Below are 22,796 nucleotides of genomic sequence, written 5' to 3'. Positions count from 1 at the left end.
GCGCGGCGGATCTCCTTTTCTTCTTCCGATGAACCATGAAATCCGCGACGCTGCGGCCGAACTCTCCCGCTTCCGCCGCCGCCTGGTGGTGATCGCCGGCGTGGTGCTGTTCGGCTTCGGCCTGATCGGCGCGCGCCTGGCTGTCCTGCAGGTGGTGCGCCACGACGAACTGGCCGAACGGGCCGAGAGCAACCGCACCGCCATCGTGCCGATCGTGCCCAACCGCGGGCTGATCCTCGACCGCAACGGCGTCGTGCTCGCCTCCAACTACGCGGCCTACACGCTGGAGATCACGCCGTCGAAGGCGGGCGACGTGCATGCGGCCATCGACGACCTCGGCGAGCTCGTCGAGGTCTCGCCGCGCGACCGCCGCCGCTTCCAGCGCCTGCGCGAGGATTCGCGCAGCTTCGATTCCATTCCCATCCGCACCCGCCTGAGCGACGAGGAAGTCGCGCGCTTCGCCGCGCAGCGCTACCGCTTTCCGGGCGTGGAGATCAAGGCGCGGCTGTTCCGCAACTACCCGCTCGGCGACACCGCCTCGCACGTCATCGGCTACATCGGCCGCATCAACCAGCGCGAGAAGACCGCGATGGACGACTGGCCCGAGGACGAGCGCGCCAACTACCGCGGTACCGACTACATCGGCAAGCTCGGCATCGAGCAGAGCTACGAGAAGGTGCTGCACGGTGAGACCGGCGTGGAGCAGATGGAGACTTCCGCCGGCGGGCGCGCCGTGCGCCGCCTTGCGCGAAACCCCGCGGTGCCGGGCCAGACGGTGATGCTGTCGCTCGACATCAAGCTGCAGAAGCTGGTGGAGGACATGTTCGGCGAGCGCCGCGGCGCGCTCGTGGCCATCGACCCCAAGAGCGGCGAGGTGCTGGCCTTCGTGAGCAAGCCCACCTTCGACCCCAACCTGTTCGTCGAGGGCATCGACGTGGAGAGCTGGAAGGCGCTGAGCGAGTCGATCGACAACCCGCTGCTCAACCGCGCGCTGCGCGGCACGTACCCGCCGGGCTCCACCTACAAGCCCTTCATGGCGCTGGCCGCGCTGCAGACCGGCAAGCGCGCCGCCAACGTGGTGGAGAACGACCCGGGCTACTACAACTTCGGCGGGCGCACCTTTCTCAGCCACCGCGGCGGACTGGGCGGCGTCGACATGCACCGCGCCATCCAGTACTCGAGCAACACGTATTTCTATTCGCTGGCCACCGAGATGGGCGTGGACATGATCCACGACTTCATGGCGCCGCTGGGCTTCGGCCAGTTCACCGGCATCGACCTGAAGGGCGAGGTTCGCGGCGTGCTGCCGAGCACCACCTGGAAGCGCAACGCCTACCGCCGCGCCGAGCTGAAGAAATGGCATCCGGGCGAGACCATCTCGCTGGGCATCGGGCAGGGCTACAACAGCTTCACCATGCTGCAGCTCGCCTCGGCCAACGCGACGCTGGCCAATGCCGGCGTGCGCTACCAGCCGCACCTGGTGCGCGCCATCAGGGACACCGTCAGCGGCGAGGTCGTGCGGCAGGTGCAGCCGCCGGCGCAGGACCTGGGCTATGCGCGCAGGAACATCGACGTGGTGCGCAACGCCATGGTCGCGGTCACGCAGGGCGGCACCGGCACGCGCGTGTTTGCGGGCGCGGGCTACGCCTCGGCCGGCAAGACCGGGACCGCACAGGCGGTGAGCCTGAGCCCCAAGGCGCGTGCCAGCGGCAAGGCGCTCGATGCGCGCCAGCGCGACCACGCGCTGTACATGGCATTCGCGCCTGCGGAAGACCCGAAGATCGCGGTGGCCGCCATCGTGGAGAACGCCGGCTTCGGCGCGGCGCATGCAGCGCCGATCGTGCGCCGCGTGTTCGACTACTGGCTCGAAGACAAGTACCCCAACGCCGTCGACATGGCCGCCGTGCAGGCGGGCACCGCGTCTGCACCCATCGGCCAGCCGCTGGTGGCCAGCGAGGTGCCGTTGTCGGAAGCGCGCGCGGACAGCGTCGCGCAAGACGAGGCCGCGGAACTCTAGGCCGGTGCAGGCAGGCTACGCCTCGCGCTGGGCCTGCGCGATCAGGCGGTCGGCGTAGTCTTCCCACGCGCTCTTGCCGTCCAGTCCTTCGAAGAGGCCGGCGCGCGCGTGCTGCGACACCGCGTCCTGCCTGCCTGCGATGGCCGCGGTCATCAGCGGCTCGAAGCCCGCCTCGCGCACCGTCTGCGCGGCTTCGCGCATTTCCTCGGCGCGCCGCTTGCCGTGCTGCACCACGCGGCTGAAAAAATAGGCGCCCTGTTGCGGCCAGTCGATCTGCGGAAAGGTCTCCTTCAGCGTTGCGAGCATCTGCGCCTCGACGCCGTACCTGCGCGCCGTGGTGAAGCTCTCGATCACCAGCGCCTCGAGGCCCTTGATCATGATGCTGCGGCTCATCTTGACGGCCGACGCCACGCCGAGCGTCTCGCTCACCGCCGTCGCGTCCATGCCCCAGCCGTTCAGCGTGGCCGCGAGCGATTCGGCCTGCGCGCCGCCGAGCAGCATCGGCACGCGGATGCCGTACGGAGGCACCGAGGTCATCACGCCGGCTTCGACGTACTCGACGCCAGCTGCGCGCAAGGCTTCGGCCGCGCGCTGCTTCGTGCCGGGCGATGCGGAATTGAGATCGAGAAAGCGTGTGCCTCTGCGTGCATGCCGTGCCGCCTCTTTAGCGACGGCGAAGGTCTGCGATGCGGTCACGGCGGAGATGAGCAGGGCGGCCTCGGCGCAGAGAGCCTCCATGCTGGCTGTGGCAGTTATGCCGTTAGTGTCTTCGGCTGCGCGCCTGGCCGCGGCGCCGTTGTCCGCGTCCGCAAAGCGCAGATCCCACGCCAAGATGCGGTCGATGCCAGGCTTGCCGAGCAGCCCGCGGCCGAGAATGCCGCCGACCTCGCCGAAGCCGATCAGCCCGAGGGTGAGTCCCATGTGCGGTCCTTTTCAGAAAGATGCGCTCTCGCCCGGCTGGAGCGCGAGCACGCGCGTGGCGCTGCTGCCGAGTGCGCGCATGTACTGCTCGGGCGTGCCCTTGCCCAGAGGGTTCGCGCCGTAGTGCATCGGGATCACGAAACGCGGCCTGAGCCATTCGCGCGTGACGAAGGCGGCGTCGTCCGGGCCCATGGTGAAGTGCCCGCCGATGGGCATCAGCACGAGGTCGGGCTTGTAGTAGCGCGCGATGAAGGCCATGTCCGCGAACGGGCCTGTGTCGCCCATGTGGTAGATGCGGAACCCGTTCTCCAGCTCGATGATGAAGCCCACTGGCTCGCCGCCCGGGTGGGCTTCGTCCTTGCCGGTGGCCGGGTTCTTCCACACGATGACCGACGAATGCTCCGCATGCACGGCCGTCACCTTGATGCCCGGTGCCGGCGTGACGGTGCCGCCCTTGTTGAAGCGCGGCACCAGCGCGGGCGGCAGGATGCCGAGCAGGCCGACGGTCTGGTTCATGTCGCCGGGCGCGTACATCGGCACGCGGTTGAGCAGCGCCAGTGCGGGCGCGTCCGCGAAGTGGTCGAGGTGGCCGTGCGTGACCAGCAGCACGTCGACCTTGCCCAGCGCCTCGAGGTCCTTGTACTTCGCGGGCGTCAGCGGGTTCTGCCTGAGCCAGGGGTCGGTCACGATCACCTTGCCGCCGGGCGTGCTGATGCGGAAGGCCGACTGGCCAAGCCAGAGCACTTCGGTCTTGCCGGCGGCGGCCGGGGATGTCGCCGTTGCCGCCGCGTTCGATGGCGCCGCCGTCGTGCACGCGACGCAGGCGAGCACCGCAGCCGTGGCCGCCATCATCGCCAGCAGGGGCTTGAATCTTTTCATTCGCGTTGTCTCCTGGGCCGCGTTCAATCGACGGTGACGTGCGCGGTCTTGATGACGCGGTCCCAGCGCACCATCTCGCTCGCGATCAGGTCCCCGAAGGCCTTGGGGCTGGTGGGGGTGGGTTCGGCGCCTTCGGCGCCGAGGCGCATCCTGACCTCGGCCGAGTCCAGTGAACGGTTGATCTGCTGGTTCAGCGCCGAGACCACCGCCGCCGGCGTGCCCGCGGGCGCCACCACGCCGTACCACTGGTCGGCCTCGAATCCCCGGGTGCCGGCCACGCCGCTCTCCGCCACGGTCGGCACGTCGGGCAGCAGCGCGATGCGGTGCGGGCTCGACACCGCCAGCGCCCGCAGCTTGCCGGCCTTGATATGCGGCACGAGCGCGGGTGCGCCGGTGAACAGCATCTGCAACTGCCCCGCGAGCAGGTCGTTCACTGCCGGTGCGGTGCCGCGGTAGGGAACGTGCAGGAACGAGCTGCCGGTCTGCAGCTTGAGGTATTCCATGGCGATGTGCGCCGCGCTGCCGTTGCCGCCGGAGCCGAAGGCGAGTTGCCCCGGCCTGGCCTTGGCCAGCGCGATGAGCTCGGACAAGGTGCGCGCCGGAACCGATGCGTGCACCACCAGCACGTTCGGCACGCGCGCCACCCACGCCACCGGCGTGAAGCTGCGAAGCGGGTGGTAGTCGAGCCTGGGATACAGCGACGGGTTGATTGCCAGCGTGCCGATGTGGCCCATCAGCAGCGTGTAGCCGTCGGCCGGCGACTTGGCGGCCTTGTCCGCGCCGACCGAGCCTCCGGCGCCAGGCACGTTGTCGACCACCACCGCCTGGTTCCATGCGCGGCCCAGTTCCTGGCCGATGGCGCGGGCCAGCAGGTCGGTCGAACCGCCGGGCGTGAAGGGCGCAATGATGTGCACGGGCCGCGCGGGGTAGGCCTGCGCGAAGGCGTGCGGCGCCGCGGCGCCGAATGCGCCGCCTGCCGCCGCCAGCAAGGCCTGACGGCGCGTGATGCCTGGTGTCATGTGAGCTGTCTCCTGCGTTCTTCTGTTGCAGCCGGGCCGCTTCGGTGCGGCCGGTGCTGCCGTTGCGTTCAGTCGGGCTTGATGCCGGCTTCGCGAATCAGCTTGCCGTAGCGCGCCGCGTCGCTCTTGAGCAGCTTGCCGAACTGCTCCGGCGGACCCGGCAGCGTGACACCGCCTGCCGCAGCGAGCTGCTCGCGCACTTCCTTCGAATCGAGCGCCTTCTGCACCGCCTCGTGCACCGCGGCCAGCACCGGCCTGGGCGTGCCTGCAGGCGCGACGAAGCCGTACCACACGCTGGCTTCGAAGCCCGGGTAGCCCGACTCGGCCACCGTCGGCACGCCCGGCAGCACGGCGGAGCGGTCGGCGCTCATCACCGCCAGCACGCGCAGCTTGCCGGCCTTCACCAGCGGCAGCACCTCGAGCGCGTTGACCGCGACCACGTCCACATGGCCGCCGAGCACGTCGGTGATGGCCTGTGCGCCGCCCTTGTAGGGCACGTGGCTCAGCTTCAGGCCGGCGGTGTGCTGGAACAGCTCCATCGCCAGGTGCGGCGTCGAGCCGTTGCCCGGCGTGGCGACCGTGAGGCCGCCCGGCTTGGCCTTGGCCGCGGCGACGAACTGCGCCACCGTCCTGATGCTCGACTCCTCGCGCACCGTGAATACCACCGGCACGCGGCCGACCATCGTCACCGGCGTGAGGTCGTGGTCGAGGTCGTACGGCGCGGGCTGGAACAGCGACGGGTTCACCGCCAGCGCATTGGCTGCCAGCAGGAGCGTGTAGCCGTCGGGCGCGGCGCTGGTCAGCGCCTTCACCGCGATGTTGGTGCCCGCGCCGGGTTTGTTCTCGACGACCACCGGCTGTCCCATCGTGGCCGACATGCGCTGGCCGACCGACCGCGCGATGGCGTCGACCGCGCCGCCGGCGCTGTAGCCGACGAGGATCTTCACGGGCTTCGACGGATAGGTGTCGGCCGCGGTGGCTGCGCCGGCGGCGAACGTCATCGCGAGGGCGCACGCGGCGGTGCGAAAGAGTTGTCTCATGGTCTGGTTCCTTGGGTTCTTGCGTGTGCGGTTGTCAGCGGGCGGGAGGCGTCGCCGCCTTGTCCCAGGCTTGCGGCGCGGCGTCCTTGCCGGCCACCGAATACAGCGCGCCGGGCGCGTTGCGGGTCTGCTGGAAGGCCTCCAGCGTCTGACCGCGCATGGCGGCGTAGATGTGCAGGTTCGACACGCCGATCACCGCGCCGAGCTTCTCCAGCATGAAGAAGATCACGCCGTAGCGGACGAGCCCGCGCCAGTCGCGGCGGCGCAGCAGGTCGCGCTCCTGTTCGGTGAGCGCGGCCGCCTCGAAGGCGGATTCCGGGTCGGCCAGGAAGGCCGCGCGGTGCGCGGGACGCGTCATGCCGTGCAGGAACCTGTTGAGCCGGTAGGCGCGCACGCTGGTCTCGAGCGTGAACGGATAGGTGCCTTCCAGCGCCTCGATGCCGGCGAGCGGCTCGTCCATGCGGCGGCGGTGCCGCTGCACCTCGCCCGCCGAGGGCGGGCTCGCCAGGTTCTCGTAGACGGCCGTGGCAATGCCGGTCATCGAGGGCAGGTAGTAGCTCTGGTGCGTCTTGCGGATGTTCGACGACAGCGCGCCGCGCATCACGAGCCACATGATCACCTCCGCGCCTTCGGCGCCGCCCAGCGTGGCGAGCTCGGCCTGCGTCATCTCGGTGAGGCGCACCGGGTCGTTCTCGATCAGCTCGAGAAACTTCGCATCCCAGCCGGTGTTGTTGAAGCCCGCGCGTTCGCCGTGCACCTGGTGCGAGAGCCCGCCGGTGGCGACGATGGCCACCTTCAGGTCTTCGGGGTAGCTCTCGATCGCGCGGCGCAGCGCCTGCCCCAGCCGCCAGCAGCGGCGCGCCGAAGGCACCGGCGACTGCAGCACGCCCACCTGCAGCGGGATCACCGGCACCGGCCATGCGGGCTCGTGCGCGCACAGCAGCGACAGCGGCGAGAACACGCCGTGGTCGAGCGCGCGGTCCTGGAAGAACGACATGTCGAACTCGTCGGCCACCAGCGAGCGCCCGATGTGCTGCGCAAGTGCCGGGTGGCCTGCCAGCGCGGGCAGGTCGCGCGCACCGCCGCCTTCGTCGGCGACCGCATGCTGCTCGCCCACGCCCAGCGTGAAGGCCGAGTAGTGGTCGAAGAAGAACGAGCTGACGTGGTCGTTGTAGATGAAGAACAGGGCGTCGGGCCTGCTGTCCTCGAGCCAGCGGCGTGCCGGCTCGAAGGCCTCGAAGATGGGCGACCACACCGGGTCGTCCTGCTTGGCCTTGTCGTATGCAAAGCCGATGGTGGGCGTGTGGGAGCAGGCCACCGCGCCGATGATGCGAGCCATGGTGTTTCCCTAGCGTCAGTCGACATAGCGCAGCCCGGCCCTGGCCAGCGGCTCGCGCATCGTGTACATGTCCAGGCCAAGCACGCCCGAAGCGAGCTTCTGGCGCTTGGCGTGTTCGTTGTCCTCGCGCGCCTGCGCGGCCACGGCCACCTGCTGCGCCATGTGTGCGGGCACCACCACCACGCCGTCGATGTCGGCCACGACCACGTCGCCCGGGTTCACCAGCGCGCCGGCGCACACCACCGGCACGTTCACCGAACCCAGCGTGGCCTTGATGGTTCCCTTGGCGTGGATGGCGCGGCTGAACACCGGAAAGTTCATCTCCGTCAGGTCGCGCACGTCGCGCACGCCGCCGTCGATCACCAGCCCGCGGCAGCCGCGCGAGAGAAACGAGGTGGCCAGCAGGTCGCCGAAGAAACCGTCGGTGCTGTCGGCGGTGCAGGCCGCGACCACCACGTCGCCGGGCTGGATCTGCTCGGCCGCCACGTGCAGCATCCAGTTGTCGCCCGGCTGCAGCAGCACGGTGACGGCCGGTCCGCAGCAGCGCGCCAGCGGGTAGATCGGGCGGATGCGCGGCTGCATGAGGCCGAGCCGGCCCATGGCCTCGTGCACGGTCGACACGCCATGGCGCGACAGCTGCTCGACCGCGGCCGCGTCGGCGCGCTGGATGTTGCGATGGACCACGCCGAGTTCCTGGAAGCGGGGTTCCTGGATGCGGGGAGAGGCAGTCATGGGTCAGAGTCCCTTGTGCTTGAGTGCGCGGTCCAGCCGCGGGTACACGCGGCGGGCGTTGCCTTCGTAGATCTGGTGGCGCGCCCTGGCGTCCAGCTTGGTGGCCGCGTCGATATAGCGGCGCGTGTCGTCGTAGGCGAAACCGGTCTCGGGGTCGATGCCGCGCACCGCGCCGATCATCTCGCTCGCGAACAGGATGTTGTCCACCGGGATCACGCGCGTGAGCAGGTCGATGCCCGGCTGGTGGTACACGCAGGTGTCGAAGAAGATGTTGTTGAGCAGGTGGTCCTTCAGCAGCGGCTTCTTCATCTCCTGCGCCAGGCCGCGAAAACGCCCCCAGTGGTAGGGCACCGCGCCGCCGCCGTGCGGAATGACGAAGCGCAGCGTGGGGAAGTCCTTGAACAGGTCCGAGGTCAGGCACTGCATGAAGGCCGTGGTGTCGGCGTTCAGGTAGTGCGCGCCGGTGGTGTGGAAGCAGTCGTTGCAGCTGGTGCTCACGTGCACCATGGCCGGGATGTCGTGCTCCACCATCTTTTCGTACAGCGGATACCAATGGCGGTCGGACAGCGGCGGCGAGGTCCAGTGGCCGCCCGACGGATCGGGGTTCAGGTTGATGCCGACGAAGCCGTACTCCTTCACGCAGCGCTCGAGTTCGGGGATGCAGGTGCGCGGGTCGACGCCCGGCGACTGCGGCAGCATCGCAGCGCCCGCGAAGTGGTCCGGGAACATCTGCGCCACGCGGTGGCACAGCTCGTTGCAGATGGCGGCCCAGGTGGCGCTGGTCTCGAAGTCGCCGATGTGGTGCGCCATGAAGCTGGCGCGCGGCGAGAAGATGGTCAGGTCGCTGCCGCGCTCGCGCATCTTGTGCAGCTGGTTCTGCTCGATGGACTCGCGCAGTTCGTCGTCGCCGATGTGCAGCGACGCGGCGGTGGGCGCTTCGCCCGGGTTGCCCAGGCTGGCGATCTGGCGCTTGCGCCACGTCTCGAGCGCGGCGGGCGCGGTGGTGTAGTGGCCGTGGCAATCGATGATCACGCGGTCTCCGTTCGGTTCATGTTCATGGGGCAGGGCGAGTGGCAGGCACCAGCACCTGGCCGCGAAAGAGCGGACGTGCGGTGCGCAGCAGCGCGGCACCGGCGATGGCGCGGCCGGTGTCGTCCATCAGCAGCCGCACCGTGAATTCGCCGGTGGGGTGTTCCACCGACAGGTCGTGCAGGCGGCGCGCGGGGTCCGGCGCGATGGCGCACAGCCCTTCCATCACCGTGCCCGGCACCACGCAGGCCGATGCCACCGACACTGCGCCCAGCACGCCGATGGCGTCGTGGCACTTGCGCGGAATGAAGGTGCGCGTGCCCAGCGCGCCGCCGTCTGTCGCGGGCGACACCAGCGTCATCTTGGGAACGACCCTGGCACTCACGTCGCCCAGGCCCATGCGCAGGCCGGCCTGCAGGCGGATGGATTCGACGCGGGCCTTCAGTCCGGCATCGGCATCGAGCGCGGCCGGCGTCTCGTGGCCGGTCACGCCGAGGTCCGCCGCGCGCATTAGCACCACCGGCATGCCGTTGTCGATGCAGGTGACGTCGACGCCGTCGATGCGATCGCGCGCCTCGCCCGTGGGCAGCAGCGCACCGCAGCTCGAACCCAGGATGTCGGAGAAGCGAAGCTCCACCGGCGCGCCGTGCCCCGGCACGCCGCTGATGGCGGTGTCGCCGGCGTAGCGCACGCGGCCGCCGGGCGTCTGCACCACGGCGTCGCAGTACGAGGCGGTGTTGACCATGCGGATGCGAACCACAGACCGGCCTTCCTGCGCGTGCACCAGCCCTTCGTCGAGCGCGAAGGGACCGACGGCCGAAAGGATGTTGCCGCAGGTCGGCGCATAGTCGACGCGCGACTCGGTCGCCACGACCTGGCCGAAGAGGTAGTCGACATCCGCGCGTGGATCGGCCGAGGGCGACACGATCGCGACCTTGGTGGTCAGCGGATGGCCACCGCCGATGCCGTCGATCTGACGGGCATCCGGATGGCCCATCGCAGCGAGGAGCGCGGCGTCGCGTGCGGCGGGCTCCGCCGGCAGGTCCTTCGCATGGAAGAACGCCGCCTTGGAGGTGCCGCCGCGCATCAGCACGCAGGGCAGCGCAACGAGGTCTTCGACCGTGTCCGGCGGGGCTTCTTGAGGCATGCGGAAAGTGTGGCCGCGCCTTGCCGCGAGCGGGTTGAGTTCCGCTTGCTTTGCGTTCTTGTTTATTTATCGAACCGGGTTAACCCTTGCGTTGAATGAAAAGACTTGAGGGATCTGCGCTTGGCAGAATCCCGTCATGCCAGCAAAGAAACTTATCGATGCCGAACCGGCGGCGGGGGGCGAGATGGCGCTGCAGATCAACCTGCGGCACCTGCAGGCGTTCTCGGCCGTGGCCGCCGCGGGCAGCGTGACCCAGGCGGCAGACGCGATGTTCCGCGTGGCATCGGCGGTGACGCGCGCCGTGGCCGAGCTGGAAGCCTGCCTCGGCGTGTCGCTGTTCGAGCGCAAGGCACGCGGCATGCTGATGAACGTGTATGGCGAGGCGGTGCGCGTTCGCGCGCGGCGCGTGGAGCAGGAGTTCGCCGCGGCATGCCAGGAGCTTTCGGCCGGCGTTGTCGCGTCGCCGCGGCAGCCGCTGGAAGCGCGAAGCCTGCTGGCATCGATGTTCAACGGGCGCCGCGTGGCGCTGTTTGCCAGCCTCTCGGAGCTGCACAACATGCCCGCGGTGGCAGCCGCCTTCGGCGTCACCCAGCCCGCCATCAGCGCGCTGGTGCGCGAGCTCGAGGCGCGCACAGGCCACAGCCTCTTCACCCGCTCGGCGCGCGGCGTCACACCGACGCGTGCGGGCAGCCAGCTGGCGTTTCGCTGCAGGCGCGCGCTGGCTGAACTGCGCAGCATCGCCTCCGATCTCGCGGCCCTGCGCGGTGCGGTCGAGGGACGCGTGGCGGTGGGCGCGCTGCCTTTGTCGCGCACGCTGATCCTGCCCTCGGCCATCGCGGCGCTGGTGGCGCGGCATCCACGGCTGCACGTGAGCACCGTCGAGAGCCCGTACGAGGTGCTGGCCGCGGCGCTGCGCAGCGGCGACATCGACTTCATCATCGGCGCGCTGCGCCCGCCCGAGGACGTGAAGGACCTCGTGCAGGAGCCGCTGTTCGAGGACCGCATCTCGCTCATCGTGCGTGCCGGGCATCCGCTGGCCGCGCGCCCGCGCGTCGGGCGCGCAGCGTTGCAGCGCGCGCAGTGGGTGCTGTCGCGGCCGGGCTCGCCTTCGCGCGAATTGCTCGAACGAGCCTTCCGCGAGTCGGGCGATGCCGCGCCGGTGCCCGCCGTGGAAACCGGCGACCTGGCCTTGCTGCGCGGCCTTCTGCTGCAGAGCGACATGGTCACCGCCATCTCGGCGCACCAGCTGCGCTACGAGATCGAGACCGGCGCGCTCGTCGTGCTGCCCCACCCTCTGGAGAGCACGCGCCGCCGCATCGGGCTCACGCAGCGCCGCCATGCGCTGCCTTCGCCGGCCGCGAAGGCATTGATGGATGCGGTGCGGCAGGCCGTTGCGCAGATGTAAGTGATCGCTGCGCGAGCCGGTACAGCTCGAAAGCTGTATTCGCAAAATACAGTTCATGAGCTGGATAAGACGAATACAAACTATCTTGTCGGCCTACCCGGTCCTGGGCGAGGGGCCCGGCAAGCTGTCGCCCTTCAAGGCCCGGATGGCGATGGCCGTGCGCTGGAAAAGCGCGCACTGGAAGATGCGCGACATCCAGCGGCGCCACTGGCTGGGCATGGCGGAGCGCTTCGGCGTGCTCGATGCGCACGGCCGCCCCGCGGACCTCATCGTCGACGACCTCGTGGCGCGCACGCCGCAGGCGGTGCAGGCCGTGCGCGCGCAACTGCCGCAGGGATTCCCGCAGGCATTGGCCGACAGCGTGCTCGGCGGGCTGCAGGACGCTGCCGACCGGCTCGCCGCCTGAGCCCGGAGGCCTGCGCCATCAGGCCCGGCGCTTGAACAGTGCCGACGCGCCGCTGGCCAGTGCCACGTCTTCGGCAGACAGCAGCAGCACCGGGCCGAGTTCGAGCATGCGCTCCTCGGTCAGGCGCACCAGCGGCCCCGCGATGGTGATCACGCCGATCACCGCGCCATTGCCGCTGCGCACCGGCGCGGCCATCGCCGTCATGGCCGGCGCGAACACCTCGTTGATCATCGCGAAGCCTCGCTTGCGCGCCGCGCGCAGGTATGCCAGCAGCGCCTTCACCGTGGTGGGCGCCTTCGGGCCGTAGTCCTCGGGCTTGCCGAAGCCCTGGCGGGCGACCAGCTGCAGCGCCTGCTCGTCCGTCATCGTCGAGAGCCACGCATGGCCTGCAGAACTGCACGACAGGTTGACCGACAGCCCCATGTCGGGGTCGTAGCGCAGGCCGCGCGTCGCGCCCTGCGCCTTGGCGACGAAGGTGAGCTCGTCGCCGTCGACCACCGCGAGGCGCACCAGCTCGCCCGACTCGGCGGCCAGCTTGTCGAGCAGCGGCTGTGCGATGTCGACGATGCCGCTGTTGCTCAGGAAGCTCAGGCCCAGCGACACCAGCTTGATGGTGAGCATGTAGTCGCCGTGGCTCTGGTCCTGGCGCACGTAGCCGCAGCGGATCAGTTCGGTGAGCAGGCGGTGCGTGGCGCTCAGCGGCATTTCGAGCTCGGCCGAAAGCGCCGACAGGGCGCGGCCTTCGGGGTGGCCGGCCAAGTGTTCGAGGACCTTGAAGCTGCGTTCGAGTATGGCGGTCATGTCGTTCGGGAAAAAGAAAGGCGATCCGGGGAGCAGGTGCAACTCTAGCCTTTTTGCCAAGTGTTTTCACTAGTGGAAATGTTTTCCATATTCCAACTAAGATCGCGCCGCCGGAGGTTGGAGCCGCCCTGTGGTCGCCCGACGCGCATCTCTCAAACACAGTTGGAACAGTTGGAGATCACATCTTGAAAACGCTTTATCGCTCGCTGGCCGCAGCCGGCCTGACCGTGGCCCTGGGCCTCGCCGCTTCCACCTGCGCCCTCGCGCAGGAAGTGCAGGAGCGCGTCATCCGCTTCGGCCACCTCAACAATGCCGACCACCCGGTGAGCTTCGGCGTGAAGCGCTTCGCCGAACTGCTCGCGGCCAAGAGCGGCGGGAAGATGAAGGTGCAGGAGTTCCCCGCGTCGCAGCTGGGCAACGAGATGCAGCAGCAGTCGGCGCTGCAGGGCGGCGTGCAGCAGATGTCCGCGCCGGCCACCACCTCGCTGGCGGGCATCGTCAAGGAATTCGGGCTGGTCGACTTCCCGTTCGCGGTGGCCAATTTCGCGCAGGCCGATGCGCTGCTCGACGGCCCTCTGGGCCAGGCGCTGATCGCCCGGCTGCCGGAGAAAGGCCTGGTCGCGCTCGGCTACTGGGACCTCGGCTTTCGCAACGTCACCAACAGCAAGCGCCCGATCACCAGGCCCGAAGACCTCGAAGGGCTGAAGATCCGCGTCATTCCCAACCCGGTGTTCCTGGAGACCTTCAAGGCCTTCAAGGCCAACCCGGTGCCCATGCCCTTCGCCGAGCTCTACGGCGCGCTCGAGGCCAAGGCGGTCGACGGCCAGGAGAACCCGTATGCGGTGATCCTGTCGAACAAGTTCTACGAAGTGCAGAAGTTCGTGAGCGCGACGAACCACGTGTACGCGGCCAACATCGTGCTGGTCAGCAAGAAGTTCTGGGACTCGCTCAGCCCCGCCGAGCAGAAGATGATGCGCGAGGCGGCCGACGAGGCGCGCGGCTACCAGCGCCAGGTGAGCCGCGCCGCGGCGCAGCGCGCCGTGGGCGACCTGCAGGCCAAGGGCGCGCAGTTCAACGAACTCTCCGCCGCCGAGCAGGCCCGCATGCGCCAGATCGCCAAGCCCGTGACCGAGCGCTTCGCCGCGAGCTACGACCCTGCCATCGTCAAGCTCTACACCGACGAGCTGGCGCGCATCCGCAAGTAATCAAACAAGCAAGACATCACCGACGCACCGCCATGAAGATCCTCGTCCTGCACGGCCCCAACCTCAACCTGTTCGGCCGCCGCGAACCGCACATCTACGGCAAGACCACGCTCGCCGAAATCAACGCGCTGCTGCAGCAGCTCGCCGGCGAACTCGGCGTGACGCTCGACATCCTCCAGTCGAACCACGAAGGCGACCTGATCGATTTCCTGCACACGAACATCGACGAGGCGCAGGGCGCGCTGGTCAATCCTGCCGGTCTCACGCAGCACGGCGTGCCGCTGCACGACGCGATCAAGGCCATGCCGTTCCCGGTGATCGAGGTGCACATGTCGAACATCGCCGCGCGCGAGGCATGGCGCGCGCACTCGATCATCTCGCCGGCGGTGAAGGGCACGGTCCAGGGGCTCGGGCCGCAGTCGTACCTGGCCGCGCTGCGCGCGCTGGTCGAGCTGCAGAAGCAGGCTGCCGCAGCCTGAACGGAGCGCCGACATGAACCAATGGATCGACCGGTGCTGCACGGCCGTCGAGGCCCTGATCGCGGCCGCGCTCGCGGTCATGGTCGTGCTGGTCTTCGGCAACGTGGTGCTGCGCTACGGCTTCAACTCGGGCATCACCGTGTCCGAGGAAGTGTCGCGCTGGCTCTTCATCTGGATGACCTTCCTCGGCGCCGTGGTGGCCCTGAAGGAGCACGGCCACCTCGGCGTCGACATGGTGGTGCAGAAGCTGCCGCCCATCGGCAAGAAGATCTGCCTGGCGGTGGGCCACGTGGTGATGCTCTATATCGTGTGGCTGCTGTTCCAGGGCAGCATGGCGCAGACGCGCATCAACTGGGACGTGACCGCGCCGGTCACCGGCGCCTCGATGGCGGTGGTTTACCTGTCGGGCGTGGTGTTCTCGGTGCTGGCGGCGTTCATCCTCGCGCTCGACCTCCTGCGCCTGCTCACCGGTCGCATCGCCGACAGCGACCTCGTGATGGTGCAGGAGTCCGAAGAAGCGGTGCAACTGCAGCAGATCCTCGGTTCGCAGGCCGACGCACGCGCCGACGCGCAGGGAGCGCGCCAATGACCATCCTCGTCTTCGTGGGTTCCCTGCTGCTGGCCATGGCGATGGGCATTCCCATCGCGTTCTCCCTCCTGGCGAGCGGCGTCGCGCTGATGTGGCACCTCGACCTGTTCGACGCGCAGATCCTCGCGCAGAACGTGATCGGCGGCGCCGACAGCTTCCCGCTGCTGGCCGTGCCGTTCTTCATGCTGGCCGGCGAGATCATGAACGTGGGCGGGCTGTCGAAGCGCATCGTCGATTTCGCGCTCGCGCTGGTCGGCCATGTGAAGGGCGGCCTGGGCTACGTGACCATCATGGCCGGCTGCCTGCTGTCGGCGCTCTCGGGCTCGGCCGTGGCCGACGCCGCGGCGCTCACCGCGCTGCTGCTGCCGATGATGGTGAGCGCGGGCCACGACAAGGCACGCGCCGGCGGGCTCATCGCGGCCACCGGCGTCATCGGCCCGGTGATTCCGCCGAGCATCGGCCTGGTGATCTTCGGCGTGGCGGCCAACGTGTCGATCTCCAAGCTGTTCCTCGCGGCCATCGTGCCGGGGCTGCTGATCGGCGGCGCGCTGTGGGTCACCTGGGCGTGGCTGGTACGCCGCGAGAAGATCGTGCCGCCGCCGCGCAAGTCGTCGGCCGAGATCTTCACCGCGTTCCGCAAGGCGCTCTGGGCGCTCATGTTGCCGGTGATCATCCTGGTGGGCCTGCGCATGGGCGTGTTCACGCCGACCGAGGCGGCGGTGGTGGCCGCCGTGTATGCGCTGTTCGTGTCGACCGTGATCTACCGCGAGATCACCTGGGCCGACCTCTACGGCATCTTCGTGAGCGCCGCCAAGACCAGCGCCATCGTGATGTTCCTGATCGCCGCGGCCATGGTGAGCGCCTGGCTCATCACCGTGGCAGACCTGCCTTCGAAGGTGGTGGGGCTGCTGCAGCCCTTCATGGGCAACCAGATCCTGCTGATGATTGCGATCATGGTGCTGGTGATGGTCGTGGGCACCGCGATGGACATGACGCCCACCATCCTGATCCTCACGCCCGTGCTCATGCCGATCGTGAAGGCCGCGGGCATCGACCCGGTTTACTTCGGCGTGCTGTTCATCATCAACAACTCGATCGGGCTGGTCACGCCGCCGGTGGGCACGGTGCTCAACGTGGTGGCGGGCGTCGGCAAGATCTCGATGGACGACGTCACGCGCGGCGTGGTGCCCTTCATGATCGCGGAGTTTGCGGTCATGTTCCTGATGGTGCTGTTCCCCTGGCTGGTGACCGGGCCGGCCAGGTTGTTCCACGGCTAGAGAAAACGCACAAGGAGACTTCGGCATGAAGAGTTCGACGCAGAGGACGAAGAGGGTGTTCGTGGCCGCCATGGCATCGCTTGCGGCGCTGGCGATGACCGGCGCGGGCGCGCAGGTGAAGGAGCGCACGCTGAAGTTCGCGTTCCAGAACCAGACCGGCCATCCGCAGGCGCAGGGTGCGCAGAAGTTCGCCGACCTGGTGGCGGCCAAGTCCGGCGGCAAGATGACGGTGAAGCTGTTCGCCGGCGGCGCGCTCGGCGGCGACCTGCAGACCGTGTCCGCCCTGCAGGGCGGCACGGTCGAGATCACGGTGCTGAACGCGGGCATCCTGTCGGCGCAGGTGAAGGAGTTCGCGGCGTACGACTTCCCGTTCCTCTTCAACAGCGGCAAGGAAGCCGACGCGGTCACCGACGGTCCCTTCGGCCAGAAGCTCATGGCCAAGCTCGAGGAGAAGGGCCTGCACGGCCTGGGCTACTGGGACCTGGGCTTTCGCAACCTCACCAACAGCAAGCGCCCGATCGCCAGGGCCGACGACATCGCCGGCCTGAAGATCCGCGTGATCCAGTCGCCGATCTACATCGACCTGTTCGGCGCGCTGGGCGCCAACGCCACGCCGCTGCCGTTCCCCGAGCTGTACCCGGCGCTCGACCAGAAGGCGGTCGACGGGCAGGAGAACCCGAACACCACCATCCTGTCGTCCAAGTTCGCGGAGGTGCAGAAGTACATCACCCAGACGCGGCACATCTACAACCCGCAGGCGCTGCTGATCAGCAAGAAGACGTGGGACGGCATGAGCGCCGAAGAGAAGAAGATCATCACCGAGGCCTCGGCCGAGTCCACCGCGTTCCAGCGCCAGGCCTCGCGCGGTGCCGCCGACAGCGCGCTCGACGCGCTGAAGAAGGCGGGCATGACGGTGTCCGAACTGCCGCCGGAAGAAATGGCGAAGCTGCGCACCAAGGTGAAGCCGGTGATCGACAAGTACTCGGCGTCGGTCGGCGATGCGACGGTGAAGGAGTTGATGGCCGAGATCGACAAGGCGCGCAAGTAGGCGCGGGCGCGACGCGGCGAAGCGGCGTTCAGTGCGACGCCACGTACTCCGCGTGCGGCAGCGGGTCGGGCATGGCGAAGGCCTTGCGCATGCGCTCCGCTTCTTCCGCCGGTCCGCGCCCGAACATGCGCTTGAACTCGCGGCTGAACTGCGACGGGCTTTCGTAGCCCACCTGCGTGCAGGCCAGGGCGGCCGTCACGCTGTTTCTTACCATGAGCAGGCGCGCCTGGTGCAGCCGCGTCGACTTCAGGTACTGCATGGGCGAGGTGGCGGTCACGGCCTTGAAGTGCGCATGGAACGACGGCGCGCTCATGCCGGCTTCCCGTGCCAGCGTGCCGATGTCCAGTGGACGGTCGAAGCACGCGTGGATCTTGCGGATGGCCCGCGCCACCTTGCCGAACTGGCCCTGCCGCGTGAGCGCGGCGCGCATTGCGCCGCCCTGCTCGCCGGTGAGCACCCGGAAGTAGATCTCGCGCACCAGGCCCGGCCCGAGCACCGCGGCCTCGACGGGAGATCGCATGACTTCCAGGAAGCGCAGCACCGACTGCGCGAGCCGCGCGTCCATCGGCGTGGACATCAATCCCCTGGGCGCCTCGTGTGCGGGCGCGCCGTGTTCTTCGAGCCGCAGCATGAGCTCGGCCGCCACGTTGAAGTCGAGCCGGAAGTAGATGGCCAGCAGGGGCTCCGCGGCGCTGGCGTCGGTCTCCATCGAGAACGGCACGGGCACCGATACCGCGAGATAGTGCTGCGCGTCGTACAGGTAGACCTCGTCGCCGAGGAAGCCGCGCTTGCGCCCCTGCAGCACGATGACGATGCCCGGGTCGTACAGCACCGGCGCACGGCTCAACGGGCGGTTCGAGCGCAGGAAGCGCACGTCGGGCAGCACCGTGAGGTTGTAGCCCTCGGCGGGCGCGAGCGCCCCCGCCAGCGCAACCATCTGCTGCTGGAGCGCGGATGCGGGGGCTGCCGACGGCGGGCTGCTTTTGCTGGAAGGGGAGGACATGACGAGCGATTCCGGGTGGCATCCAATTTGCCACACAAGCATCGCGGCTTCCACCGCCTCATAGTTTCAGGCAAGCAATGCAGGCGAGCGGGCATTTCCGGTTTCGATGGCGATTCCTAGGATCGGTCATCCACCAATCAAAGGAGCCGCCATGGCCGTCGCATCGCAAGTCAAGACCTTTCTCATCACCGGCGTGAGCTCCGGCTTCGGCCGGGCCTTCGCCAGCGCCGCGCTTGCCGAAGGCCACGCCGTCGTCGGCACCGTGCGCAGCGACGCGGCGCGCGCCGCTTTCGAGGCGCAGTCGCCGGGCCGCGCCCACGCGCTGGTGCTCGACGTGACCGACTTCGACGCGATCGGGCCGGCCGTCGAAGCCGTGCAGCAGCGGGCAGGGCCGATCGACGTGCTGGTCAACAACGCCGGCTATGGCCATGAAGGCACGCTGGAGGAGTCGGACCTCGGCGAGATGCGCCGGCAGTTCGACGTCAACGTGTTCGGTGCCGTGGCCATGACCAAGGCGGTGCTGCCTTCGATGCGCGAGCGGCGAAGCGGCCACATCGTCAACATCACCTCGATGGGCGGCTTCATCACGATGCCGGGCATCGCCTACTACTGCGGCAGCAAGTTCGCGCTCGAAGGCATCTCGGAGGTGCTCGCCAAGGAGGTCGCCGGCTTCGGCGTGAAGGTCACGGCGGTGGCGCCGGGGTCGTTCCGCACCGACTGGGCGGGGCGCTCGATGGTGCGCAGCGGACGCACCGTGGCGGACTACGACGCGCTGTTCGATCCGATCCGCCAGGCACGGCAGGACAAGAGCGGCAACCAGGCCGGCGATCCCGCCAAGGCCGCGCGGGCGCTGCTGCAGATCGTCGCCGACGCGAACCCGCCCGTGCACCTGCTGCTCGGCAGGGATGCGCTGAAGCTGGTGCGCGAGAAGCTCGCGCTCATATCGGGCGAGATCGATGCGTGGGAGGCGCTGTCGGCTTCGACGGACCACGACTGAGCGGCCCCTGCGGACGCACAATGTCCGCATGGCCCATCACAGCGTCAGATCCGCGGCACTGCCCGCTGAAAGCAGCATCGCCCATCTCTATGCCGGCGCGAACCTCGCCGACGCCTTCGCCATCACGCTGCCGGCCGGCGCGCCACAGGACATCGAGGCGCTGGCGCGCGCGGTGCTTGGCGACCCGGCGCCGTGGTTCCGTGCGCTGCTCGCATTGCGCGATGCCATCGTCAGGCCCTTCGGCGTCAAGACCTCGAACCAGATCCGCCATGAAGCCGGCAGCGACGGGGCGTCGACGCACATCGACTTCTTTCCGATCCTGGCGCGGCGGCCCGACGAACTGGTGGTCGGCGAGGACGACAGTCATCTGGACTTTCGCGCGTCGGTGCTGCAGCGCCCGTTTGGCAACGGCGACGAGCGCGAGCTGGTCGCCACCACGGCCGTGCACTGCCACAACCTGTTCGGCCGCATCTACATCCAGGCGATCGCGCCCTTCCACCGGCTGGTGGTGCGATCGAGCCTCGCCCGCGCTGCCGCGCGCGGCTGGCGCTGAACGGCCCGACCCTAGGTGCGGTAGAGCGCGTCCTGGATGCGCTCGAGGTCCGGCGGCTTCGGAAAGTGCGCGTCGAAGCCCGCGGCCAGCGCCTTGCTGCGGTCCGACTCCTGGCCATAGCCGGTCAGGGCGACCAGCACCATGCCCTGGCTGCGCGGGTCGGCGCGCACGCGGCGCGCGAGGTCGTGGCCGCTCAGGCCCGGCAATCCGATGTCGAAGATGCCCGCGTCGAAGCGCGTGGTGTCCATCAGCTCGAGCGCGGTCTCGGCGCTGTCCGCGGTGCTCACGTCATGCCCTTCCAGCGTGAGCCAGTCGGCCAGCACCACCAGCGCGTCGCGGTTGTCGTCGACCAGCAGCAGCTTCAGCCGCGGCCGTGTGTCGGCGTGCGCGGCGACGGCCGGCAGCGCCGCCGGCGCCTCGTCGCGTGCCAGCGGCAGCCGCACGATGAAGCTGCTGCCCTGGCCCGCGCCGGCGGAGTGCGCCTCGATGGTGCCGCCGTGCAACCGTGCCAGGCTGCGCGCGATGGCCAGTCCCAGCCCGAGCCCGCCGGCGGCGCGCTGCAGTTGCTGCTCGCCCTGCACGAAGCGCTCGAACACCTGCGTGAGCAGTTCCGGCGCAATGCCGATGCCGGCATCGGCCACGGTCAGTTCGGCATGTCCGTCGTGCGTGCGCAGCACGATGTCGATGCGCTCGTCGGGCTGGGTGAACTTGACGGCGTTGTTCAGCAGGTTGCCCACGATCTGCGCGAGCCGCAGCGGGTCGCCCTGAACCGCCACGGGCGCGTCGGGCAGCGCCAGGTGAGGCATCTGGCCGCGGGCGTGCAGGGCCGGCAGTGTGAGCTCGATCGCCTTGGCCACGATGTCGCGCAAGTCGATGCGCTCGGGCCGCAGGACGATCTTTCCCGACACGATGCGCGAGATGTCGAGCAGGTCGTCCACCAGGCGCGACAGGTGCTTGACCTGGCGCTCGATGATCTGCCGCTCGCGCGGAAACGCCGTGCCGTCGCGCCGTTCGATGAGAGTGAGCGCCAGCGAGATCGGCGCCAGCGGGTTGCGCAGCTCGTGCCCCAGCATGGCGAGGAACTCGTCCTTGGCCTTGCTGGCGATCTCGGCCTGCGACTGCGCCTGGCGCGCGCTCGCCAGCAGGCGCACGTTGTCGAGCGCGAGCGCCGCGCGCTGCGCCAGCTCGCCGATGAGTGCGCCGTCCTCCGGGCCGAAGCGCCGCTTCGAGCGGTCCTGCAGGATGGCCATGGCGCCGATGGTGCGCCCGCGCGCCACCAGCGGCACCACGCAGCCGGCGGTGATGTCCAGCGCCTGCACGAAGTCGCGCAGCTGCGGATGGAAGGTGTCGAGCAGTCCGGGCTCGTCCAGGTTGTGCAGGAAGGTCTGGCCGGTCTCGATGGCCCACGGAAAGAAGCCGGGCACGCCGGCCGGCGCTTCGCGATGGCCCACCATCGCGGCGATCTGCGCGCTGCGCACCGGATCGGCGTGGTGCGTGAGCTTGCGCTGCAGCACATCGTTCTCGTCCAGCAGGTCGATGCGGCAGAGGTCGGCCACGTCGGGCACGATCACCTCCGCGATGGCGTGCAGCGTGGAGTCTTCCTCCAGCGAGCGCGACAGCGCCGCGCTGGCGCTCACCAGGCGCTCGAGCCTCAGCTGCGCGGCCTGGGCCGCGGTGCGGGCGTCGCGCTCGGCGCCGAGCAGGCACTCGCGCTCGACCTCGTGCTGCAGGCGCTGCGTGGCGGAGGAGGACAGGGCGTTGCCCACTGCGTCGATCTCCGCGATGCCTGAGCGCACGCCCGTCACCGGCTGGCCCAGTCCCAGCGCGTCGGCGCTCTGGCGCAGGCGCGCCATGGGACGGGTGATGGTGCGCGACACCCACCAGGCCGCCAGGCCGCCGACCAGCAGCGACACCAGCAGGCCGCCGCCATAGGCGATGAGCGTGCGGCGCATCGCGTCCTCGGCCACCGCGGTCGGGGCGCCCAGCGCCACCGTCCATGGCGCGATGTCCAGGCGCGACACGGCGGTCTGCACATGCGTGCCGTCCACGTTGCGGGTGGTGCCGACGAACTCCTGGCGCCCGTTGCGCGAGCCGAGCAGCTGCTTCAGCGAGTCGCTGGGCGCCATGCCGCGAAAGCGCTCGTCCTCGCGCGAGCGCGCCACGCGCAGGTCGTTGGAGTCGAAGATGGACACGGCCCAGCCCTCGGGCACGCGCTGGCGCGTCAGCACCGCCGAGACGGCCTCGGGCCGCACGATGGCGGTGAGCACGTAGCGCACCTGCTCGTTGCGCACCACCGGCACGCGCACCGCGAAGGCCAGGTTGCCCCGTGGCCCGGGCGTGAGCGGCCCGACCGCCGGCTGCCCGGTGCGCACCACCTGCGCCAGGCTCGCCGCCTCGACCACGCCTGCGCTGCGGCCTGTGACGTCGCCCTCGGTGCTGAAGATGACCTTGCCGTCCGGTGCCACCAGCAGCACGCCGCGCCACTCGGGGTGCGACGCGCGCAGACCTTTGGACAGCAGCAGCGCGTCGACGAGGCCCGACGACTCGGCCACGCCGAGCGGCTCGGTCAGCGCCAGCGCCTGCAGCGCGGCCACCGTGAGGCGCAGCTCGCTGTCCACGGCCGTCGCCAGCGCGCGCGCCACGCCGAGCGTGGAGGCCTGCGTCTGATCGCGCTGTCCCTTGAGCAGCCCGTGCAGTGCGAAGCCGCAGACGATGGCCAGCGGCAGCAGGGCCGCGGAAGCGACCAGCAGGAGCCGGGCCGACAGGGTGGGGTTGCGCATGGAACGGAAGCGGGCTGTGTGGGCGTTCTCGAAGAGCCGACATTGTGGCGTGGGCCGGACAGTGCCGTCACAGCGAATGCCGCGGCGCCAACAGCCGGACGCGGCTTTTTCTGACAGGGCCGCGTCCACG

General features: G+C 69.4%; 21 protein-coding genes. 10 read left to right on the top strand and 11 right to left on the bottom strand.

Going from position 1 to position 22,796, the window contains the following annotated elements:
- The first annotated feature begins 28 nt into the window (after positions 1-28).
- Complete coding sequence (gene mrdA, locus AACL56_RS29450; RefSeq protein WP_339093544.1) at positions 29-2,017, top strand: penicillin-binding protein 2; 1,989 nt, start codon at positions 29-31, stop codon at positions 2,015-2,017.
- A 15-nt stretch (positions 2,018-2,032) separates the two neighbouring features.
- Here the strand turns inward: mrdA and AACL56_RS29445 are convergent, their stop codons facing one another.
- The 8 genes from AACL56_RS29445 to AACL56_RS29410 form a co-directional block, all read right to left on the bottom strand.
- Positions 2,033-2,938: a DUF1932 domain-containing protein gene (locus tag AACL56_RS29445; protein ID WP_339093543.1), complete on the bottom strand. Its 906-nt coding sequence runs from the start codon at positions 2,936-2,938 to the stop codon at positions 2,033-2,035.
- 12 nt (positions 2,939-2,950) lie between these two features.
- A complete protein-coding gene (locus AACL56_RS29440) occupies positions 2,951-3,817 on the bottom strand; it encodes a metal-dependent hydrolase (RefSeq protein WP_339093542.1) in 867 nt (288 codons plus the stop codon).
- 23 nt (positions 3,818-3,840) lie between these two features.
- The gene (locus AACL56_RS29435; protein WP_339093541.1) at positions 3,841-4,836 is read right to left on the bottom strand and encodes a Bug family tripartite tricarboxylate transporter substrate binding protein; all 996 of its coding nucleotides are present in this window, start codon (positions 4,834-4,836) and stop codon (positions 3,841-3,843) included.
- 68 nt (positions 4,837-4,904) lie between these two features.
- Positions 4,905-5,876 (bottom strand): Bug family tripartite tricarboxylate transporter substrate binding protein, encoded by a 972-nt coding sequence (locus AACL56_RS29430; RefSeq protein ID WP_339093540.1) that lies wholly within the window; start codon positions 5,874-5,876, stop codon positions 4,905-4,907.
- Positions 5,877-5,910: 34 nt separating this feature from the next.
- On the bottom strand, positions 5,911-7,215 hold the full coding sequence (locus AACL56_RS29425) for a gallate dioxygenase (protein WP_339093539.1): 1,305 nt from the start codon (positions 7,213-7,215) through the stop codon (positions 5,911-5,913).
- A gap of 15 nt (positions 7,216-7,230) precedes the next feature.
- A complete protein-coding gene (ligK, locus tag AACL56_RS29420; protein WP_339093538.1) occupies positions 7,231-7,947 on the bottom strand; it encodes a 4-carboxy-4-hydroxy-2-oxoadipate aldolase/oxaloacetate decarboxylase in 717 nt (238 codons plus the stop codon).
- Between the two features lie 3 nt (positions 7,948-7,950).
- Positions 7,951-8,979 carry an amidohydrolase family protein gene (locus AACL56_RS29415; protein WP_339093537.1) on the bottom strand — a complete coding sequence of 343 codons (1,029 nt, stop codon included), beginning with the start codon at positions 8,977-8,979 and terminating at the stop codon, positions 7,951-7,953.
- Between the two features lie 22 nt (positions 8,980-9,001).
- A complete protein-coding gene (locus AACL56_RS29410) occupies positions 9,002-10,123 on the bottom strand; it encodes a 4-oxalomesaconate tautomerase (protein WP_339093536.1) in 1,122 nt (373 codons plus the stop codon).
- A gap of 136 nt (positions 10,124-10,259) precedes the next feature.
- Between AACL56_RS29410 and AACL56_RS29405 the strand changes: the two genes are divergently transcribed.
- Complete coding sequence (locus AACL56_RS29405) at positions 10,260-11,528, top strand: LysR family transcriptional regulator (protein WP_339093535.1); 1,269 nt, start codon at positions 10,260-10,262, stop codon at positions 11,526-11,528.
- Between the two features lie 85 nt (positions 11,529-11,613).
- The gene (locus AACL56_RS29400; RefSeq protein WP_339093534.1) at positions 11,614-11,934 is read left to right on the top strand and encodes a hypothetical protein; all 321 of its coding nucleotides are present in this window, start codon (positions 11,614-11,616) and stop codon (positions 11,932-11,934) included.
- Positions 11,935-11,952: 18 nt separating this feature from the next.
- Here AACL56_RS29400 and AACL56_RS29395 read toward each other — a convergent pair whose 3' ends face one another.
- Positions 11,953-12,735 carry an IclR family transcriptional regulator gene (locus AACL56_RS29395; RefSeq protein WP_339093533.1) on the bottom strand — a complete coding sequence of 261 codons (783 nt, stop codon included), beginning with the start codon at positions 12,733-12,735 and terminating at the stop codon, positions 11,953-11,955.
- Between the two features lie 185 nt (positions 12,736-12,920).
- Here AACL56_RS29395 and AACL56_RS29390 point away from each other — a divergent pair, with 185 nt between their 5' ends.
- From AACL56_RS29390 to AACL56_RS29370, 5 genes are read left to right on the top strand one after another with little or no spacing between them, the layout of a single operon-like run.
- Positions 12,921-13,940: a TRAP transporter substrate-binding protein gene (locus AACL56_RS29390; RefSeq protein ID WP_339093532.1), complete on the top strand. Its 1,020-nt coding sequence runs from the start codon at positions 12,921-12,923 to the stop codon at positions 13,938-13,940.
- 32 nt (positions 13,941-13,972) lie between these two features.
- The gene (locus tag AACL56_RS29385; RefSeq protein WP_339093531.1) at positions 13,973-14,419 is read left to right on the top strand and encodes a type II 3-dehydroquinate dehydratase; all 447 of its coding nucleotides are present in this window, start codon (positions 13,973-13,975) and stop codon (positions 14,417-14,419) included.
- Positions 14,420-14,432: 13 nt separating this feature from the next.
- Entirely contained in the window at positions 14,433-15,008 is a 576-nt protein-coding gene (locus AACL56_RS29380) for a TRAP transporter small permease (protein WP_339093530.1), read from the top strand.
- Entirely contained in the window at positions 15,005-16,285 is a 1,281-nt protein-coding gene (locus AACL56_RS29375; protein ID WP_339093529.1) for a TRAP transporter large permease, read from the top strand. Before AACL56_RS29380 ends, AACL56_RS29375 begins: the two co-directional genes overlap by 4 nt.
- A 25-nt stretch (positions 16,286-16,310) precedes the next feature.
- On the top strand, positions 16,311-17,333 hold the full coding sequence (locus AACL56_RS29370; protein ID WP_425337091.1) for a TRAP transporter substrate-binding protein: 1,023 nt from the start codon (positions 16,311-16,313) through the stop codon (positions 17,331-17,333).
- Between the two features lie 28 nt (positions 17,334-17,361).
- On the opposite strand, the gene AACL56_RS29365 is transcribed toward AACL56_RS29370, so the two are convergent.
- Positions 17,362-18,336, bottom strand: a complete 975-nt coding sequence (locus AACL56_RS29365; protein WP_339093528.1) for an AraC family transcriptional regulator — start codon at positions 18,334-18,336, stop codon at positions 17,362-17,364.
- Between the two features lie 151 nt (positions 18,337-18,487).
- Here AACL56_RS29365 and AACL56_RS29360 point away from each other — a divergent pair, with 151 nt between their 5' ends.
- A complete protein-coding gene (locus AACL56_RS29360; RefSeq protein WP_339093527.1) occupies positions 18,488-19,333 on the top strand; it encodes an oxidoreductase in 846 nt (281 codons plus the stop codon).
- A 28-nt stretch (positions 19,334-19,361) separates the two neighbouring features.
- Positions 19,362-19,886 carry a DUF2867 domain-containing protein gene (locus tag AACL56_RS29355; protein ID WP_339093526.1) on the top strand — a complete coding sequence of 175 codons (525 nt, stop codon included), beginning with the start codon at positions 19,362-19,364 and terminating at the stop codon, positions 19,884-19,886.
- An 11-nt stretch (positions 19,887-19,897) separates the two neighbouring features.
- Here AACL56_RS29355 and AACL56_RS29350 read toward each other — a convergent pair whose 3' ends face one another.
- Positions 19,898-22,666 (bottom strand): hybrid sensor histidine kinase/response regulator, encoded by a 2,769-nt coding sequence (locus AACL56_RS29350; protein ID WP_339093525.1) that lies wholly within the window; start codon positions 22,664-22,666, stop codon positions 19,898-19,900.
- Between the last annotated feature and the right edge of the window lie 130 nt (positions 22,667-22,796).

The sequence above is a fragment of the Variovorax paradoxus genome (assembly GCF_902712855.1).
Taxonomy (GTDB): domain Bacteria; phylum Pseudomonadota; class Gammaproteobacteria; order Burkholderiales; family Burkholderiaceae_C; genus Variovorax; species Variovorax paradoxus_Q.
This window is presented reverse-complemented; position numbering and strand designations above follow the sequence as displayed.

Coding starts and splice junctions, on each gene's coding strand:
- mrdA (WP_339093544.1), top strand. CDS start 29: ATGAACCATGAAATCCGCGACGCTGCGGCCGAACTCTCCCGCTTCCGC.
- AACL56_RS29445 (WP_339093543.1), bottom strand. CDS start 2,938: ATGGGACTCACCCTCGGGCTGATCGGCTTCGGCGAGGTCGGCGGCATT.
- AACL56_RS29440 (WP_339093542.1), bottom strand. CDS start 3,817: ATGAAAAGATTCAAGCCCCTGCTGGCGATGATGGCGGCCACGGCTGCG.
- AACL56_RS29435 (WP_339093541.1), bottom strand. CDS start 4,836: ATGACACCAGGCATCACGCGCCGTCAGGCCTTGCTGGCGGCGGCAGGC.
- AACL56_RS29430 (WP_339093540.1), bottom strand. CDS start 5,876: ATGAGACAACTCTTTCGCACCGCCGCGTGCGCCCTCGCGATGACGTTC.
- AACL56_RS29425 (WP_339093539.1), bottom strand. CDS start 7,215: ATGGCTCGCATCATCGGCGCGGTGGCCTGCTCCCACACGCCCACCATC.
- ligK (WP_339093538.1), bottom strand. CDS start 7,947: ATGACTGCCTCTCCCCGCATCCAGGAACCCCGCTTCCAGGAACTCGGC.
- AACL56_RS29410 (WP_339093536.1), bottom strand. CDS start 10,123: ATGCCTCAAGAAGCCCCGCCGGACACGGTCGAAGACCTCGTTGCGCTG.
- AACL56_RS29405 (WP_339093535.1), top strand. CDS start 10,260: ATGCCAGCAAAGAAACTTATCGATGCCGAACCGGCGGCGGGGGGCGAG.
- AACL56_RS29395 (WP_339093533.1), bottom strand. CDS start 12,735: ATGACCGCCATACTCGAACGCAGCTTCAAGGTCCTCGAACACTTGGCC.
- AACL56_RS29385 (WP_339093531.1), top strand. CDS start 13,973: ATGAAGATCCTCGTCCTGCACGGCCCCAACCTCAACCTGTTCGGCCGC.
- AACL56_RS29380 (WP_339093530.1), top strand. CDS start 14,433: ATGAACCAATGGATCGACCGGTGCTGCACGGCCGTCGAGGCCCTGATC.
- AACL56_RS29375 (WP_339093529.1), top strand. CDS start 15,005: ATGACCATCCTCGTCTTCGTGGGTTCCCTGCTGCTGGCCATGGCGATG.
- AACL56_RS29370 (WP_425337091.1), top strand. CDS start 16,311: ATGAAGAGTTCGACGCAGAGGACGAAGAGGGTGTTCGTGGCCGCCATG.
- AACL56_RS29365 (WP_339093528.1), bottom strand. CDS start 18,336: ATGTCCTCCCCTTCCAGCAAAAGCAGCCCGCCGTCGGCAGCCCCCGCA.
- AACL56_RS29360 (WP_339093527.1), top strand. CDS start 18,488: ATGGCCGTCGCATCGCAAGTCAAGACCTTTCTCATCACCGGCGTGAGC.
- AACL56_RS29355 (WP_339093526.1), top strand. CDS start 19,362: ATGGCCCATCACAGCGTCAGATCCGCGGCACTGCCCGCTGAAAGCAGC.
- AACL56_RS29350 (WP_339093525.1), bottom strand. CDS start 22,666: ATGCGCAACCCCACCCTGTCGGCCCGGCTCCTGCTGGTCGCTTCCGCG.